At 72.8% G+C, this 17,941-nt stretch carries 12 protein-coding genes; 5 read left to right on the forward strand and 7 right to left on the reverse strand.

Annotated features, from left to right (window positions below):
* Positions 1–39: 39 nt before the first annotated feature.
* Positions 40–2,385: a TIM-barrel domain-containing protein gene (locus tag AAH979_RS34135; RefSeq protein ID WP_346262254.1), complete on the forward strand. Its 2,346-nt coding sequence runs from the start codon at positions 40–42 to the stop codon at positions 2,383–2,385.
* 61 nt (positions 2,386–2,446) lie between these two features.
* Here AAH979_RS34135 and AAH979_RS34140 read toward each other — a convergent pair whose 3' ends face one another.
* From AAH979_RS34140 to AAH979_RS34160, 5 genes are all read right to left on the reverse strand, one after another.
* Entirely contained in the window at positions 2,447–3,919 is a 1,473-nt protein-coding gene (locus AAH979_RS34140) for a DHA2 family efflux MFS transporter permease subunit (protein ID WP_346262255.1), read from the reverse strand.
* A 74-nt stretch (positions 3,920–3,993) separates the two neighbouring features.
* Positions 3,994–4,482 (reverse strand): MarR family winged helix-turn-helix transcriptional regulator, encoded by a 489-nt coding sequence (locus AAH979_RS34145; RefSeq protein ID WP_346262256.1) that lies wholly within the window; start codon positions 4,480–4,482, stop codon positions 3,994–3,996.
* 95 nt (positions 4,483–4,577) lie between these two features.
* On the reverse strand, positions 4,578–5,513 hold the full coding sequence (locus AAH979_RS34150) for a carbohydrate ABC transporter permease (RefSeq protein ID WP_346262257.1): 936 nt from the start codon (positions 5,511–5,513) through the stop codon (positions 4,578–4,580).
* Positions 5,510–6,715 (reverse strand): ABC transporter permease subunit, encoded by a 1,206-nt coding sequence (locus AAH979_RS34155; RefSeq protein WP_346262258.1) that lies wholly within the window; start codon positions 6,713–6,715, stop codon positions 5,510–5,512. Before AAH979_RS34155 ends, AAH979_RS34150 begins: the two co-directional genes overlap by 4 nt.
* The gene (locus AAH979_RS34160) at positions 6,712–8,391 is read right to left on the reverse strand and encodes an extracellular solute-binding protein (RefSeq protein WP_346262259.1); all 1,680 of its coding nucleotides are present in this window, start codon (positions 8,389–8,391) and stop codon (positions 6,712–6,714) included. Before AAH979_RS34160 ends, AAH979_RS34155 begins: the two co-directional genes overlap by 4 nt.
* A 274-nt stretch (positions 8,392–8,665) precedes the next feature.
* Between AAH979_RS34160 and AAH979_RS34165 the strand changes: the two genes are divergently transcribed.
* The 4 genes from AAH979_RS34165 (at position 8,666) to AAH979_RS34180 (ending at position 16,277) form a co-directional block, all read left to right on the forward strand.
* Positions 8,666–10,081, forward strand: coding sequence for an ROK family transcriptional regulator (locus tag AAH979_RS34165; RefSeq protein WP_346262260.1), 1,416 nt, complete (start codon positions 8,666–8,668; stop codon positions 10,079–10,081).
* Positions 10,082–10,491: 410 nt separating this feature from the next.
* Positions 10,492–13,545, forward strand: a complete 3,054-nt coding sequence (locus AAH979_RS34170; protein ID WP_346262261.1) for a glycoside hydrolase family 3 C-terminal domain-containing protein — start codon at positions 10,492–10,494, stop codon at positions 13,543–13,545.
* A gap of 74 nt (positions 13,546–13,619) precedes the next feature.
* Positions 13,620–14,675: a LacI family DNA-binding transcriptional regulator gene (locus AAH979_RS34175; protein WP_346262262.1), complete on the forward strand. Its 1,056-nt coding sequence runs from the start codon at positions 13,620–13,622 to the stop codon at positions 14,673–14,675.
* A 144-nt stretch (positions 14,676–14,819) separates the two neighbouring features.
* Positions 14,820–16,277 carry a pyridoxal-dependent decarboxylase gene (locus AAH979_RS34180; protein WP_346262263.1) on the forward strand — a complete coding sequence of 486 codons (1,458 nt, stop codon included), beginning with the start codon at positions 14,820–14,822 and terminating at the stop codon, positions 16,275–16,277.
* Positions 16,278–16,386: 109 nt separating this feature from the next.
* Here the strand turns inward: AAH979_RS34180 and AAH979_RS34185 are convergent, their stop codons facing one another.
* Both AAH979_RS34185 and AAH979_RS34190 read right to left on the reverse strand, forming a co-directional pair.
* The gene (locus tag AAH979_RS34185; protein WP_346262264.1) at positions 16,387–17,307 is read right to left on the reverse strand and encodes a MerR family transcriptional regulator; all 921 of its coding nucleotides are present in this window, start codon (positions 17,305–17,307) and stop codon (positions 16,387–16,389) included.
* Between the two features lie 92 nt (positions 17,308–17,399).
* Positions 17,400–17,936 (reverse strand): Rrf2 family transcriptional regulator, encoded by a 537-nt coding sequence (locus AAH979_RS34190; protein WP_346262265.1) that lies wholly within the window; start codon positions 17,934–17,936, stop codon positions 17,400–17,402.
* Positions 17,937–17,941: the final 5 nt, after the last annotated feature.

Here is a 17,941-nt window from a genome sequence, read left to right on the forward strand (position 1 = left end):
GCGGTGCGGGACCCGCGTCCCGGGAGCCGAGGAGACCGCATGCCGTACCGCCCGCCCCTGGTGCCGCACGAGACGTTCGTCGCCGATCCGCCCGACCTGCCGGTCCGGGCGCCGGGCGAGCACGGGCTCTCCGCGCTTCACCGGGCCGAGGTGCTGAGCACGGACGGCCAGGGCGTGACTCTCAAGGCGGCCACCTCGGACGGCGGCTCGCTCGCGGTCCGGATCACCGCCGCCGCCGAGGGCGTCATCCGGGTACGCCTCAGCGAGGACCCGCTCGCCCGGGGCCGGGCCAGCCGGGCACTGCCCCTGGTACATCCCCAGGCGCACCGGGCCGAGGTCCGCGTCGACGGCGACCGGGTCCGCGTCGATGCCGGAGCGGTGGTCGCCGAGCTGAGCCTCGACCCGTGGCACCTGCGCTTCGTCGACCCGACCGGCGCGGTGCTGGTCAGCCAGAGCCGGGGTGAGCAGGACATCAGCGGCCGGCTGCGCACGCTGCCGTTCGGCCGCTCACTTGTCGACGGCGCGGTCGCGGCGTACCACGAGAGCTTCGTGACCCCCGGCGACGAGCGGTTCGTCGGGCTCGGCGAGAAGTTCACCCCGCTGGACAAGCGCGGCCAGCGGGCGCTGATGTGGAACTTCGACGCCTTCGGCAGCGAGTCGGACCGCTCGCACAAGAACATCCCGCTCTACCTCTCCGACCGGGGCTACGGGGTGCTGGTGGACAGCGGCATGCCGGTCGAGTTCGACATGTGCCAGTCCACGCACAGTTGCGTGCAGATCCTGGTACCGGACGACCTGATCGACTACTACGTGATCGCCGGGCCCACCCCGACGCAGATCCTGGACCGGTACGACCGGCTGACCAGCCGGCCGGCGCTGCCGCCGAAGTGGGCGTTCGGCGCCTGGATCTCCTCCGGCTTCTTCCGGGACAGCCAGCGGCGGGTGCTGGACCGGGCCCGGCGGATCCGCGAGCGCGGCATCCCCTGCGACGTGCTGCACCTGGACTGCTACTGGCAGGTCGCCGGCGCCTGGTCGGACCTGCGCTGGGACGCCGAGCAGTTCCCCGACCCGGCCGGCATGCTGGCCGAGCTGGCCGGACAGGGCTTCAAGGTCAGCCTCTGGATGAACCCGTACGTGATGACCGGCAGCCCGCTGTACGCCGAGGCGGCCGAGGCCGGCTACTTCCTGCGCCGGGCCGACGGCTCGGTCTACGTCGCCGACACCTGGCACGGCAGCCACCCGGCCGGCGGGATCGTGGACTTCACCAACCCGGCCGCGGTCGACTGGTTCACCGGGCTGCTCCGGCCGCTGCTGGAGCAGGGCGCCAGCGTGTTCAAGACCGACTTCGCCGAGGGAGTACCGGCGGACGCGGTGGCGCACAACGGGATGACCGGCGTCGAGCTGCACAACGTCTACGCGCTGCTCTTCAACGATGTCGTGGTCAAGGTCACCCGCGAGGTGGCCGGGCACGGCACGGTGTGGGCCCGGTCGTCGTACCTGGGTGGGCAGCGGCACGCGGCACAGTGGAGCGGTGACGTGAACGCGACGTACCCGGCACTGGCCAGTACGCTGCGCGGCGGGCTGAGCCACGGCCTGTCCGGGGTGCCGTTCTGGAGCCACGACAGCGGCGGGTTCCACGGCACGCCGACGCCGGACCTCTACGTACGCTGGGCGCAGTTCGGGGCGCTCTCCCCGCTGGTCCGGTTCCACGGCACCACCAGCAGGCTGCCCTGGGACTTCCCGGCCGAGGCCGAACGGCTCACGGTCGAGGCGCTGCGGCTGCGCTACCGGCTGATGCCGTACCTCTACTCGGCCGCGGTGACCTCGGCCCGGACCGGTGCCCCGATGATGCGGGCCCTGCTGGTGGACTCCCCCGACGACCCGGCCGCCTGGACGGCGGAGCTGGAGTACCGGCTCGGCCCGGACCTGCTGGTGGCGCCGATGACCAGTCCGGAGAACCGGCGGCACCTCTATCTGCCGGCCGGCGACTGGGTGGACTTCTGGACCGGCGAGGTGCACGCCGGTGGCCGGCACCTGCGGGTGCACCGGCCGCTCGGGCAGATCCCGCTCTTCGTCCGGTACGGCGCGCTGATCCCGGTGATGCCGCCGGCCGACCGGGTCGGCGACGGAGCGTTCTCCGACGTCACCGTGCTGAGCTTCGGCGCCACCGACGCCAGCACGGTGGTGCACGACGTCGACGGCGACACCACGATCCGGGCCAGCCGCTCGGGCGACGAGTTCCGGGTGGAGGTCGACGGACCGCTCCCGGTCAGCGGCGTCGCCCTCGCCCCGGTCGACGGCGCCCGGCTGCCCGGGCGGCTACTGCTGGGCGGCACCGCGACGAGCGCGGTGCCGCTGGACGGACTACCCACCGTGCGGGGTTGAAGGTCGGGGCGGGGTGCCCAGGTGGGGGGCGCCCCGTCCCCCTTCAGGTGACCGCCGCAGGTCAGCGCCGGGCGGGCTGGCGCAGCACCGTGAACGCGACGGCGAACGCGGCGACCAGCAGCCCGGTGGCGACCGCGAAGGCCAGCCGGAACCCGCCGGTCAGCGCGGCCGGCTGGCTCGCGCCGGCCGCCAGCAATTCTTCGGTACGCCCGGCGGCCAGCGTGGCGAGCACCGCGACCCCGACCGCCATCCCGAGTTGCTGGGTGGTGTTGAAGAGTCCGGAGGCCAGCCCGGCGTCGTCCGACCGGGCGCCGGACATGCCGAGGCTGGTCAGCGCCGGCAGGGCGAGCCCGAAGCCCGCGGTCAGCAGCATCACCGGCAGCAGATCGGTGAGATAGTCGGCCCGCACCGGGACCCGGGTGAGCAGCCCGAGCACCCCGACCAGCAGCGCCAGCCCGGCGAGCAGCACGTTCCGCTCGCCGAACCGGGCGCTGAGCCGGGCCGAGACGCCGAGCGAGACCGCGCCGATCGTCACCGCCGCCGGCAGCATCGCCAGCCCCGTCCCGGCGGCGCCGTAGCCGAGCACCTGCTGGAGGTAGAGCGCGACCAGCACCTGGAACGCGAAGCACGCCGCGACCATCAGCACCTGCACCAGGTTGGCCCCGGCGACGTTGCGGGGCCGGAGGATCCGCAGCGGCATCAGCGGGCTGACCGCGGTGGCCTGCCGGGCGACGAACGCGGCGAGCAGCAGTACGGCGATTGCACCGAAGCCCAGGGTGGCCGGCGAGGTCCAGCCGCGCGACTCGACGCTGACCACGGTGTGCAGGCCCAGCCCCAGGCCGGCGGTGACCAGCAGAGCGCCGAGGACGTCGGCGCCGGCCGCCCGGCCGAGTCCCCGGTCCGCCGGCAGTGCGGGCCGGGCGATCGCCAGCGCCGCCAGCCCGATCGGCAGGTTGATGAAGAAGATCCACTGCCAATTGAGCAGGTCGGTGAGTACCCCGCCGAGCACCGAGCCGAGCGAGGCGCCGGCGGCACCGGTGAAGGCGAACACCGCGATGGCCCGGGCCCGCTCCCGGGGTTCGACGAAGAGCGTCACCAGGATGCCCAGCGCGACCGCGGTCGCCGCCGCGCTGCCGACGCCCTGGAGGAAGCGGGCGGCGATCAGCACGGCCGGCGAGCCGGCCACTCCGGCCAGCACCGACGCGCCGGTGAAGAGGGCCGTGCCGGCCAGGAACATCCTCTTGCGGCCGAACAGGTCGCCGAGCCGGCCGGCGAGCAGCAGCAGGCTGCCGAAGGCGAGCAGGTAGGCGTTGACCACCCAGCTCAGGCCGGCGGCGGAGAAGCCCAGGTCCTGCTGGATGGCCGGCATCGCCACGGTCACGATGCTGCCGTCGAGGATGGTCATCAACGTCCCCGAGGCGATCACTCCGAGGGCAAGCCACCGCCGCCGGGACGCGGGTCCGCCGGTGACCGGCGGCTCGGCCGTCGCCGGGGCGGTGCCGGTGGCGGCGCGGGGCGCGGAAGTCTGGGACACGTCGTCCTCCTGTCAGTGATGCCGACAGGAGGGACCGTAGCAGATAGTTTTGTTGCAGACTATCTGTTTGGGATCTAGCTCTCGCGCTGCCGGGCCCGGCGTACCGGTCCAGGGGTCTCGACCGGCTCGGCCAGATGGCCCGTGACCAGGCCCTCCATCACCCGCAGGAAGACCTCCCGGTCCCGCTCGCCGAGCGTCGCCAGCACCTCCGCGTGCACCCGGTCCACGATCGCCTGACTCTCCGCCGCGACCCGGGCTCCCTCGGCGGTGACCGCGATGATCCTGGCCCGCCGGTCCGTACCGGACGGCCGCCGCTGCGCCAGACCCGCCGCCTCCAGCGCGTCGACCGTGACCACCATGGTCGTCTTGTCCATGTCACCGATCTCGGCGAGCTGGGCCTGGGTCCGCTCCTCCCCCATGGCGTGCACCAGCACGCAGTGCATCCGGGCGGTCAGCCCGATCTCGGCCAGCGCCGCGGCCATCCGGGTGCGCAGCACGTGGCTGGTGCGATCGAGCAGGAAGGAGACGTCCGGGACGGTACGGGTCGGGGCCATGGCGGTCATGCCGACCAGCATATCAATCCGGTCCGTTACGGATCGTCTACTACAAGTCACACTTCTGGCACTCCGGCTCCTCTGGTCACTCCCGGCGACCCGAGTCAGCCCTTCACCGCCCCGATGATCACGCCCTTGACGAAGTGGCGCTGCACGAACGGATAGACCAGGACGATCGGCGAGACCGTGACCACCACCACGGCCATCTTGATGGCCAGCGTCGGCGGCATCGAGACACCGAGCGTGCCGGCGTTGTTCGGCGACTGGCCGGCCAGGATGAAACTCTGCAACACCCGCTGGATCGGGAACTTCGAGTTGTCGTCGATGTAGAGCAGGGCGTTGAACCAGACGTTCCAGTAGCCGACCGCGTAGAAGAGCCCGACCACCGCGATCACCGCCCGGGAGAGCGGGAGCACGATCCGGGCCAGGATCCGGAACTCGCCGGCGCCGTCGATCCGGGCGCTGTCCAGCAGTTCGGTCGGGATGTTCTGGAAGAACGCCCGCACCACCACCAGGTTGAAGACGCTGATCGCGGTGGGCAGCACCAGCGCCCAGATCTGGTCCTTCAGCCCGAGCGCGGTGACCACCAGATAGCTCGGCACCATGCCGGGATAGATCAAAAACGTCAGCAGGAAGTAGAAGAGCAGCCCCCGGTGCCCGACCGAGCCGGGCCGGGACAACCCGTACGCGGCCAGCACGGTCAGCACCAGGCTCACCGCCGTACCGGCGATGGTGACCAGCGTGCTGGTCCAGAGTGCCTGGGTGACCAACCCGCCGGAGAAGATCGCCCGGTACGCCGAGAAGTCGATCTCCCTCGGCACCACCACCAACCCGCCCGCCTCGTTGATCGTCTCCCGGGACGCCAGGCTCGTCACCAGCACCACCCAGAGCGGGATCAGCACCGCCAGCACCACACCGGTGAGCACGCCGCCCCGGAAGACCTGGCCGACCGCGCTCGGCTTCTCCTCCCAGGCCGGTCGTTGGTTCCGCCCCCGGTGCCGGTGCGGTGGAGCCGTCCGCAGGGGATCTGTCACAGTCATGATCGCGAATACACTCCCCGCTCGCCGAGGGCGTGGGCGAACCGGTTGGCCGCCAGGATCAGGACCAGCCCGACCACGGCCTTGAAGAGCCCCGCCGCCGCCCCGTAGCCGTAGTTGCCGGTGGTGATGGAGTTGAAGTAGACGAAGGTGTCCAGCACCTCGGCGGCCTGCCGTCCCACCGCGTCGCGTTGCAGCATGAACTGCTCGAAGCCGACCGAGAGCGCGTCACCGAGCCGCAGGATCAGCAGCAGTACGATCACCGGCCGCAACCCGGGCAGCGTCACGTGCCAGAGCCGCTTCCACCGGCTCGCACCGTCGACCGCGGACGCCTCGTAGAGGTGCGGGTCGATGGTGGAGAGCGCGGCGAGGAAGACGATGGTGCCCCAACCGACGTCCTTCCACACCGTCTCGGCGGTGACCAGCACGATGAAGGTGTCCGGGTTGGACATGATGTTCCAGGGTTCGAGCCCGACGTCACGCATCTCCTGGGCGAGCAGCCCGGCCCCGCCGAACATCTGCACGAAGAACGTGACCACCAGCACCCAGCTGAAGAAGTGCGGCAGATAGACGACGGTCTGCACGAAACCCCGCAGCCTCGGGGAGAGGATGTTGTGCAGCATGATCGCCAGCATGATCGGCAGCGGGAAGTAGAAGACGAGCTGGAACGCGGTGATCGCCAGGGTGTTGCGCAGCGCGTCCCAGAACGCCGGGTCGCCGAAGAGCGTCTCGAAGTGGGTCGTCCCGATCCACGGACTGTGCAGGAACGCCTGCAGCGGGCTGTCCCCGGCGTACGGGTTGTAGTCCTGGAACGCGACGACGTTGCCGAGCGTCGGCAGGTAGTGGAAGACCAGCAGCAGCAGCGCGGCCGGGGCGACCATCACCAGCAGCGGCCAGTCCCGACGCAGCCGGGCCCGCAGCGGCGCCCGCTCGCGACGCCGCTTCCGCCCGTGCCGCACCGGCCCGCTACCCGTCCGGCCCGGACCGCCGGAGGCGGGTACGGCTGCTGCGGGGCTGTCCCGGGGTTGCTCCGGCCCGCTCCGCGGATCCTCGCCGGGCCGGGTCGGCGCGACGGTGGGTTCGACGAGGGCACTCGGCTCGCCCGCCCGGCCGCCGGCCTGCGGAGTCACCGGGGCGTACCCGCCGGGCTGCCGGCTCCGGTCCTCGCCGGCGCCACCCGGCCGGGCCGTTTCGCGGGTACTCATCGTCCGGCGTCGGCCAGCGCCTTGGCGCGGAACTCCCGGGCCTCGTCACCGCCGCCGTTGCGCCACTCCGCGACGATCGTCTCCAGGTCGCTGATCGGCCGGCGGCCGCGCAGCAGGTCGGTCACCTTGTCGTCGGTCGGGGTGAGGCTCGCCTTGAACCGGGCCGGCATCTCCAGCTTCAACCCCGACCAGGGGTCCTTCTCCAGGTACTTCACCATCTCGTTGGAGTAGGTGAGCATGTCCCGGACGTAGTTCGGGGTCTGCGGGAACGGCTGCACCACCGGGCTGCGCCCGCTGATGAAGAAGTACTGGTTCTGGATCTCCTTGAAGCCGAGGTCGGTCTTGACCGGGCCGGTCGCGGTCCGGTTGTGGTGCGTGCCCTCCACCCCGTACTCACGCAGGTCGAACTCCCTGGTGCCGAACGGCGCCGAGCACCAGTTGATCACCCGCAGCAGTTCCTCCACCCGGGCCTTGCCCAGCCCCTTCTTGATGAAGGTGTACGAGATCGGGTTGTCGTCGCCCCAGACCAGCGGGTCGCCGCCGGTGGCCGAGAAGATCGGCACGGGCTGGATGTTGAAGCCGGGGGTGATCCGCTGCTGCTCGGCCTGCATCACCTGCCAGGCGCCCGGGCCGTCCTGGAAGAACATAATCTTGCCGCCCGCGATCAACTGCTTGGAGTCGGCGCCCTTGCTGGCCACCAGGTCCGGGTGGACCAGGCCGGCCTGGTAGACCTTGGCCATGAACTCGACGGACTGCTTGTATTCCGGCGTCTCGTACTTGAACTCCGGCGTGCCGTCCGGCTTCAGCCGCCAGCCGTCGTCGGTGCCCGGCACCTTGTGGAACATCTGGACCATCGCGAAGATGTCGTTGAACGCCCAGACCCCCTTGCCGGGGTCGGTCACCTTCTTGCCGACCTCGAAGAGTTCGTCGATCGTCTTCGGATAGCCGAGACCGGCCGCGTCGAGCAGGTCCTTGCGGTAGAAGAGCGCCCACGGGAACGGCCCGTCCTTCGGGCAGGGCACCGCCATCAGCCGCTCGTTCCAGAACGCGTGCCGCCAGGCCCCGACCGGGAAGGTGGCCAGCATCGGGTACGGGTCGATCCCGGCTCCCTTGAGGTAGTCGGTGAGGTCCTCGAAGAGCGCGGCGGTCGCGTCGGCGAACCGCGGCAGCTTGGAGACCTCCCACTCCGGTACGCAGAGCAGGTCCGGCACGTCCCGGGCGCCGAGCATGGCGTTGAGCTTGTCGGCGTAGAGGTTGCCGTCCTGGACGCTGAAGTTGACCTCGACGCCCAGTTCCGCGTTGACCGCCGCCAGGTACTGGCTCTGGCCGAGCCCGGGCGGGGCCGGCCCCCAGGCCGGGGTCATCGCGTTGATCCGCTGGCCGCTGGTGCCGGGCTTGTCGGTGATGGCGTCGACCAGGGTGCTCGGGAACTCGGTGTAGCCGTCCGGCACCGGGCGGGTGCCGACGATGCTCGGCTTGGGGATGCCGGGCGGCAGCTCCTTCTGGTTGGGCAGCAGGCCGGCGAGCTTGTCGAGGTTCTGCGCGTCGCTGGTGGAGGCGACCTCGCCGCCGCAGCCGGCGAGCAGGCCACTGCCGACGGTCGCCGCGGCACCGAGGCCCACCAGGCTCAGGAAGTTCCTACGGTTGGTGGCGCTGCCCGGGCCGGATGGTTCCACGGGGGGCGCTCCCTTCGATATCACCGTCCGGGTCGGCGACCCGCGTGGCACGCGGCGGACGAACCCGTTCGGTTGCTGGGTGGGTATGGGGTAGAGTTAGTTAGTCGGGTGACTAAACAAAAGTAATCGACGGTGACCGGTGCCACAAGACACCGGAATCATGGCGCGACGGGCGAGCGTGGCCCGTGCGTGGCGGTGCGGCATGATGGGCGCGCCGTCGGCAACCGGCGTGACACCGGGCCCGGAGACCGACACGCGAGGAGCGGGGCTGATCTTGTTCACGACGCAGACCGGGCCACAGCCGGCCGATCTCGCCGACGTACGGGCCACGAACCTTGCCGTCGTGCTGCGCTTCGTCCGGGCACACGCACCCTGTTCCCGCGCCGACATCGCCGCCTCGACCGGGCTGAACAAGGCGACCGTCTCCAGCCTGGTCGCCGAACTGCTCGACCGGCGCCTGGTCCGGGAGACCGGGCTGGCCGAGAACCGGATCGGCCGCCCCGCGACGATGCTGGTGGTCGACGGCGCCCCGTACGCGGCGATCGGCATCGAGGTGAGCATCGACGAGCTGACCGTGGTCGCCGTCGACCTCGCCGGCACCGAACTGCTCTCCTGGCGGCGCGCCTTCGACGGCTCGTCCGCCTCCCCCGGCCGGGCGGTCAGCGCCATCGCGGCGCTCGCCGGCCGGGCCGTCAACCGGGTCGGCAACCAGGGGCGCGAGGTGCTCGGCCTCACCGTCGCCGTCCCCGGCCTGGTGGACCCCAGCGGCACCGTCCGGCTCGCCACCACGCTCGGCTGGCGCGACCTACCACTCGGTGCCGATCTGCGGCGCGCCCTGCGCGATCCCGGCTACGAGGTGGTGGTGGACAACGACGCCAACCTCGCCGCCCTCGCCGAATACCGGCACGGCCCGTACGCCGGCACCGCCAACCTGGTGCACCTGACCGGCGGCGCCGGGCTCGGCGCGGGCGTGGTGGCCGACGGCCGGCTGCTGCGCGGCGGGCGCGGGTTCGCCGGTGAGCTGGGTCACGTACCGGTCGTCGCGGACGGTCCACTCTGCCCGTGTGGCCGACGCGGCTGCCTGGAGGTGGTGGCCGGCATCCCGGCGTTGATCCGGCGGGCGCTGCCGGACGCGGCCGAGGACGGCCCGGTCACCGACTTCGCCCCCGAGGTGGACCGGATCCGGACGAAGGCCCGCCGGGGTGACCGGGCCACCCTCGACGCGCTCGCCGAGACCGGCCGGCACCTGGGCCGGGCCGTCGCCCTGCTGGCGAACCTGGTCAACCCCGAGGTCGTGCTGCTCGGCGGCTACTTCGCGACGCTGGCGCCGTGGCTGCTGCCCGCCGCCGAGGCCGAACTACACGCCCACACGCTGGCTCCGGAGGCCGGCGGGGCCCGGCTGCTCGCCTCGGCCCTCGGCACCGGCGCGGCGGCGGCCGGCGGGGCGGCCCGGACCCTGGAGACCGTCGACGCCGGCCGGCTACCGCTCCGCGACCCGGCCCAGGGCACCGCCCGGGATGCCGGCCCGTCCGCCCGGGTCTCCCGGAAGACGCCCACCCGATCCAGCACCACACCTGGCGATCCGGAGCCGGAGGCGAGCGCCGGGACGGCCACGTCCGGCCCGCAGGCGCCCGCTCCGCAAGATCCACGGCCGTCCGACGCGCCCCGGCAACCGGCCGGGCAGCGCTGACCGGACCGACCACACCGGACGGCCGCGTCCACGGCGGCACGCCACGCCAGGCGCGGAGCCGACCGGGACCGCGCCGGCCCGTACCGTCCCGAGCAGCCACGACGGCATGACCGGCCGGTCCGGCGGGACCGATGGAAACCGATACCTACCAATCCGTTCGACACAACCCCTTGACCGGTACGGCGGCTGGTGGAAGCCTCGAAATGCTCCCTCGTGACCAGCGGGAAACCGCTATCCACGGTGGAGTACTTTTTCCCCGGTCGTCGAAGCGCTTCGAGCTTCCCGGGCTGACGGCCGGGCACCCGCCCGCTCCATCCCGTCCCGCTTGCTCGAAGCGCTTCGACTGTCGCCACCACCCCGGCCTCCACCGCCGCGCAGCGCTAGTCGAAGATCATGGAAGGTGATCGACCATGACCGACACGACGTTCCGCGACCCTGACCAGCCGCTCGACGTACGGGTCGCCGACCTGCTCGGCCGGCTCGGCCGGGCGGAGAAGACCGCGTTGCTGCACCAGCACCAGGCTCCGGTGCCCCGGCTCGGGCTGCCGGCGTTCCGCACCGGCACCGAGGCGTTGCACGGGCTGGCCTGGCTCGGCCCGGCCACCGTCTTCCCGCAGGCGCTCGGTCTGGGCAGCACCTGGAACCCCGAACTGATCCGGGCCGTCGGCGCGGCGGTCGGCGACGAGGTGCGGGGCCTGCACCACAAGGACCCGACCCGGGTCGGGCTGAACGTCTGGGCGCCGGTGGTCAACCCGCTCCGCGACCCCCGGTGGGGCCGCAACGAGGAGGGCTACGCCGAGGATCCCTGGCTGACCAGCTGGCTCGGCACCGCGTACGCCCGGGGGTTGCGCGGCGACCACCCCGACTACCTGAAGACCGCACCGACGTTGAAGCACTTCCTCGGCTACAACAACGAGACCGACCGGTGCACCACGTCGAGCAACCTGCCGCCCCGGGTGCTGTACGAATACGAACTGCCCGCGTTCCGGGCGCCCATCGCCACCGGGGCGGCGGTGGCCGTGATGGCGTCGTACAACCTGGTCAACGGTCGGCCGGCGCACCTGAGCCCGTTGATCGACACCGAACTGCGCCGCTGGACCAGCGACGAGATCCTGGTCGTCAGCGACGCCGGTGCCATCTCCAACATCGCCGGCGCCCAGGGCTACCACCCCGACCATCCCAGCGGTTACGCCGCCGCGCTGCGGGCCGGCATCGACAGCTTCACCGAGGACAGCGAGGACTCCGGGCCGACGATCGCGCGGCTGACCGAGGCGCTGCGGCGCGGACTGCTCGACGAGTCCGACCTGGACACGGCGGTCCGGCGGATCCTCACCCTCCGGTTCCGGCTCGGCGACTTCGACCCGCCCGAGCGGAACCCGTACACCGCGATCACCTCGGACGTGATCAACTGCCCGGCGCACCAGGAGCTGGCCCGGGAGGCCGCCCGGCAGTCGCTGGTGCTGCTCCGCAACGTGGCCCGGCCCGGCACCGGGGCACTGCTGCCGCTGGATCCGGGCCGGATCGGCCGGCTGGCCGTACTCGGGCCGCTGGCCGACACGCTCTACGAGGACTGGTACAGCGGCACCCTGCCGTACGCGATCACCGCCCGCGACGGCCTGGCCGCCCGGTTCGCCCCGGCGAGCACGACGCAGCACAGCGGGGCGGACCGGATCGCGCTGCGGACCGCCGACGGCTACGTCCGGGCCGCCGGTGACCCGGAGGGCGCCACCCTGCGGGTCGACCAGGTCCGCCCGGTGACGGCGCCGGACGGCGCCGCCTCGGACGGCGGAGTCGGGCCGGTGGATGGTGACGGCGGGGCGGCGCCGGGTGGGGCCGGGACAGTGCCCCGAGACGGCTGGTTCGAGGTCTTCGACTGGGGCCAGGACGTCGTCGCGCTGCGCAGCGTGGCGAACGGCCGGCACGTCGGCGCCGGCGAGGAGGGTGGTCCGCTGCTCAACGACCGCCCCGGCCCGGGCGGCTGGGTGGTCCGGGAGACGTTCCGGCTGGTCGACCGGGAGACCGGCGACCCCGTGCTGCTCCACCTGGCCAGCCGGCGGTACGTCCGGGTCGGCCCGGACGGTGTGCTCCGGGCCGACGCGGTGGACCCGGTCGACGGCACCGGCTTCACCGTCGAGCTCGTCGCCGACGGTGCGGCCGAGGCGGCGGCGCTGGCCCGGGACGCCGACGTAGCCGTGGTGGTGCTCGGCAACCACCCGATGGTCTGCGGCCGGGAGACCGAGGACCGGGCCGACCTGGCGCTGCCGAGCGCTCAGGAGGCACTGCTCCGGGCGGTGTACGCGGCCAACCCGCGTACCGTGCTGGTGGTCAGCAGCAGCTATCCGTACGCGTTGAACTGGGCCGACGAGCATCTGCCGGCGATCCTGTGGTCGGCGCACGGCGGCCAGGAGTACGGCGCCGCGCTGGCGGCCGTGCTCGCCGGGGACGCCGATCCGGGTGGCCGGTTGACCCAGACCTGGTACCACGACGCGGCCGAGCTGCCCGACCTGTTCGACTACGACGTGATAGCCACCGACACTACGTACCTCTACCATCGGGGCACCCCGCTCTACCCGTTCGGCCACGGGCTGAGCTACGCCGAATTCGCCTACTCTGACCTGCGGCTGAGCGCGGACGAGGTGGACGCGGCCGGAGAGATCGAGGTCAGCGTGCGGGTGGCCAACGTCGGTTCGCGACCGGGCGACGAGGTGGTCCAGCTCTACACCAGGCAGCGGCGGTCCCGGGTGAAGCAGCCGCTGCGCCAGCTCCGCGGCTTCGCCCGGGTGAGCCTGGCCCCGGGCGCGCAGACCACGGTGCGGCTCCGGCTGCGCGCCAGCGAGTTGGCGCACTGGGACGTGACCCGGGGCCGGTACGTGGTGGAGGACGCCCGGCACACCGTCGCGGTCGGCCGGTCCAGTGCCGACCTGGTGCTGACCACCACCCTGGCGGTGCACGGCGAGCCGGTGCGCCCCCGCCAACCGCTGGCGGGTCCACTCTGGGCGGCCGACCACGACGAGTACGCCGGCACCGAGCCGCTGCCGGACGGACCGGACGGTGCCGCCGTGGTCGCCCGGGAGGCCGGTGGCTGGATCCGGTTCTCCCGGGTCGACTTCGGTGCCGGGGTAGGCGGCGTGGCCGCCCGGGTGGGTGGCCGGCGACCGCTGCCGGACGGCGCCGAACTCGTACTCCGGCTTGACGATCCGGTCCGGGGCCCGGTCGCCGGCACCATCGCCGTCCCACCCACCGGCACCGGCGCGCCGGAGCCGGGCGCCGGTGCGCCGCCGAACGGGGCCGCCACCCCGGACCGGCAGCCGGCCCGGGAGGTGACCGGCCACTGGCACGGTGCGGCGACCGGGGTACGGGACCTGTATGTGCTGTTCGACGCCCCCGGCGCTACGGTGAGTTGGTTGACCTTCACGGCCGGCGGGGACGGCGACCGTACCGGGACGGGATCTGGAGGCGCCTAGTGTCCGAATCGTCGCGCCCCACCTCGCGACCGACGCCCGGGCAGTCCAGCGGAGGCTCCGCCAAGCGTGCGGACATGGTGACCATCGCCGACGTCGCCCGGCACGCCGGGGTCGCGGTCAGCACCGTGTCGTACGTGCTCAGCGGCAAGCGCGCCATCTCGGCGTCCACCCGGGAGCGGGTACTGGCCAGCGTGCGCGGCCTCGGCTACCACCCGAACGCCGGGGCCCGGGCGCTGGCCAGCAAGCGGGCCAACGTGATCGCCCTGGTGCTGCCGCTGCGCTCCGGCATGCACCTGCCGGTGCTCATGCAGTTCGCCACCGCCGTGGTGACCACGGCCCGGCAGTTCGACCACGACGTCCTGCTGATGACCGCCGACGAGGGCCCGGCCGGGCTGCGCCGGATCGCCGCCAGCGCGATGGTCGACGGCATCGTGCTGATGGACGTCGAGATGCACGACCCCCGGGTGCCGCTGCTGCGCGACCTGGAACGGCCCAGCGTACTGATCGGCTTTCCGGCCGACCCGTCCGGACTCACCTGCGTGGACCTGGACTTCTATCGCGCCGGTCAGGTCTGTGTCGAGCACCTGGCCGGGCTCGGCCACCGCACGATCGCGCTGCTCGGCGCCCCCGCGGTGGTCTACGACCGGGACACCGGTTTCGCCCACCGCACCCGGGCCGGGTTCGCCGAGACCGCGCAGCGGCACGGGATCGCGGCGATCGCCCAGCCGTGTGAGGAGAACTTCGAGGCGGTCGTCCAGGAGGTGGCCGGGCTGCTGGCCCGAACGCCGGACCTGTCGGCGCTGGTGGTGCACAACGAGGCGGCGGTCGGCCAGGTGCTCGCCGCGCTGCCGACGCTGGGCCGGCGGGTGCCGGAGGAGATCTCGGTGGTGGCGATCTGCCCGGACGAGGTCGCCGAGCGGGCCAGTCCGGCGCTGACCTCGGTGCTGATCCCGGCCGAGGAGGTGGGCCGGCAGGCGGTGTCGCTGCTGATGCGCAAGCTGGAGGGCGAGCCGGTCCCGGAGGGCACCCTGCTGCCACCCCGGCTGACCGTCCGGGCCAGCACGGCGGCCGCGCCGCCGCCGGGCCCGGTCCGGTCCGGTCGGGTACCCACCGGCTCGCCGGCCGCCTGAGCACGCCGACCGGCTCCCCTGCCGCAAGGTCCCCTGCCGCAAGGTCCCCTGCCGCACGGCTCCCGCCGCACGATTCCTGCCACCCGGTTTCTTGATCGGCAACGGTTCTTGATCGGCAACGGCCGGGCTGGTCGACTCGGGGACATGGCCAACCACATGACCCCGGACGAGTTCCGGCGACACGGGTACCAGGTCGTCGACTGGATCGCCGACTACTGGTCCACACTGGACCAGCGGCCGGTCACCTCCGCCGATCCGCCCGGCACGGTCGCCGCCCGGCTGCCGCCCGGCCCACCCGAGCGGGGTGAGCCGTTCGACCGGCTCCTCGCCGACCTGGACACGGTGATCACGCCCGGCCTCACCCACTGGCAGCATCCGCGGTTCTTCGGCTACTTCCCGGCGAACACCTCCGGCCCGAGCGTGCTGGGCGACCTGGTCTGCGCCGGCCTCGGCGTGCAGGGCATGCTCTGGTCCACCAGCCCGGCCTGCACCGAGGTCGAGACGGTGGTGCTGGACTGGCTGGCGGAACTGCTCGACCTGCCGGCACGGTTCCGGTCCAGCGGCTCCGGCGGCGGCGTGATCCAGGACTCGGCCTCCTCGGCCATCCTGATCGCCGTACTGGCCGCGCTGCACCGGGCCGGTGCCGGGCGGTGGCGGGGGCACGGGGTGGAGCGGGCGTACCGGGTCTATGCCTCCAGCCAGGGGCACTCGGCGATCGAGAAGGCGGTCCGGATCGCCGGACTCGGCGACGCGGGGCTGCGTACGGTCGGGGTCGACCCGGAGACCCTGGCGATGGATCCGGCGGCGCTGCGTACCGCGATCGAGGCGGATCTGGCGGCCGGGCTGGTTCCGGCGGCGGTGGTGGCGACGATCGGCACCACCTCCACCAACGCGGTCGACCCGATCCCGGCGATCGGAGAGCTGTGCCGGGAGTACGGCCTCTGGCTGCACGTCGACGCCGCGTACGCCGGAGCCGCCGCGGTCTGCCCGGAACTGCGGCACACCCACGCCGGGCTGGAGTACGCCGACTCGTACTGCTTCGACCCGCACAAGTGGCTACTCACCGGCTTCGACTGCGACGCGTTCTGGGTGGCGGACCGGGCGGAACTGGTCGAGGCGCTGACCGTGCTGCCGGAGTACCTCCGCAATGCGGCGACCGAGTCCGGTGAGGTGCTCGACTACCGCGACTGGCAGGTGCCGCTCGGGCGGCGGTTCCGGGCCCTGAAACTCTGGTTCGTGCTCCGCTGGTACGGCGCCGAGGGCCTGCGCGCGCACATCCGGGACAGCATCGCGCTGGCCGAGCGGTTCGCCGACCGGGTCCGGGCCGACCAGCGGTTCGAGCTGGTCGCGCCGAGCCCGTTCGCGCTGGTCTGCTTCCGGCTGCGGTCCACATCCGACGGTGCCGCCGACGACGGGGCGAACGCCGAACTGCTGGCCCGGGTGAACGCCACCGGCCGGGCGTACCTGACGCACACCCGGGTGGACGGCCGCTACACGCTGCGGCTGGTGCCGGGTTCGCCGTACACCCGGGAGGAGCACGTGGCGCAGACCTGGCGGCTGATCGGCGAGATCGCGGCGGCGCTGCCGGACCGGCGGGGTTGAGCCGCACCGGGCGGCGGTCGGCGAAGCTACGGACCGCCGCCCGGCACGCGCCCGGAAGGGTTCAGCCGGAGGCGCCCAGCGCGGTTCAGCCTCAGGCGCCCAGCGCGGTTCAGGCGGAGGCGCGCAGTGCGGCGATGAACCACTCGAACATCGGCACCCGGGGCGGGAACGGCGGCCGGCCGTTGAGCACGCCCAGCAACTCCCAGTACCGCTCGACCCGGCGGTCGGTGAAGGTCTCCACCTCGTCGGCGACCCGGACCCGCTCGTCGGCCGGTACGCCGGGATCCACGATCCGGTCCAGCACCGCCCGGCCCTGCGCCGAGTCCGGGGCGATCCCGTCCGCCATCGCCCGACCGACCTGCTCGATCACCACCGTCGGGTCGTACGGCGGCGGCGCGGCCGCCCGGTCGCCGGCTGGCTGCGCGCCGGCCACCGCCATCTGCCGGGCCCGCTGCGCGAACTCCGGGTCGCCGACCAGCTCGGCGAGTTCGAGCCAGGCGTCCACCTGCTCCGGGCTGGGATCGTCGGGCAGCTCGGCCGGGAGCTGCCGCATCGCCTCGGCGATCTTCGCCCCGGGCTCGTCCGGGTCGACGCCGGCGAAGGTACGGTCCACGAAGTCGTCGATCATCCGCTGCCGCTCCTGTGCGGAGAGCCGGGCCAGCTTGTTCATCACGCTCATCTCCTCGGTCGTGCTGTTCCGTCGGGCGATCGACCGCAGCACGGCCCGGCGCAACTGGAGCGCGCGGATCTCGGTGTCCAGGGCGCGTACGTGCGCCCTCGCTACCTCGGCCAGGGTGCTCTGCCGCTCCAGGATCCGCTGCACCGTCCCGAGGTCGAGCCCGAGTTCGCGCAGGGTCCGGACCAGCTCCAGCCGAGCCACCGCCTCGGTGTCGTACAGCCGGTAGCCACCCGCGGACCGGCCGGTCGGCGGGATGACGTCGACGTCCGACCAGAAACGGATGGTCCGGACCGGCAGGCCGGTGCGTCGGGCGAGCTGTCCGATGGTGAACAGCTCGGTGCGGTCGTTCACGGGACGAGCATCAACCTTCCAGCCGCTGGAGACTCAAGTCCATTATCTCGGCGCTTCGGCACCGAGGGCGGCTGGTGGGACGATCCGGCCGGTCAGGTCCAGGCGGCCGGGTCGGCGGCGAGGTCCCGGACCCGGTCCGGCAGCTTGCCGTTCGCCACGTCGGCGATGGTGACCAACTCCAGGATCTCCCGCTCGCTGGCCCGCAGCGCGATCCAGACCTCCTGGAGGGCCCGCGCCGCGCCGGCGTAGCCGAGATCCTCCGGGCGCTGCCCCCGGATGTTGGCCAGCGGGCCGTCGATCACCCGGATGATCTCGGCCAGCGAGATCTCCGGCGCCGGGCGGGCCAGCCAGTAGCCACCCTCGGGGCCACGCTGGGCGTGCACGATGCCACCCCGGCGCAGTTGCAGCAGGATGCTCTCCAGGAACTTCGGCGGGATGTCCTGGGCCCGGGCGATCTGCTCGGCGGTCAGCGGCGTCGGACGCCGGTTCGGCCCGGCGTCGGCGGCCCGGGCGGCGGGGCGGGACCGGCCAGTGGCCACCGGACGCGGATCCAGCCCGCCCTCCTCCGCGCGTGCGGCGATTTCGGCAACGGCGCGCAGCGCGTAGTCGACCCGGGCAGAGAGACGCATGTGGG

This window comes from Plantactinospora sp. ZYX-F-223 (assembly GCF_039649625.1).
Taxonomy (GTDB): Bacteria; Actinomycetota; Actinomycetes; order Mycobacteriales; family Micromonosporaceae; genus Plantactinospora.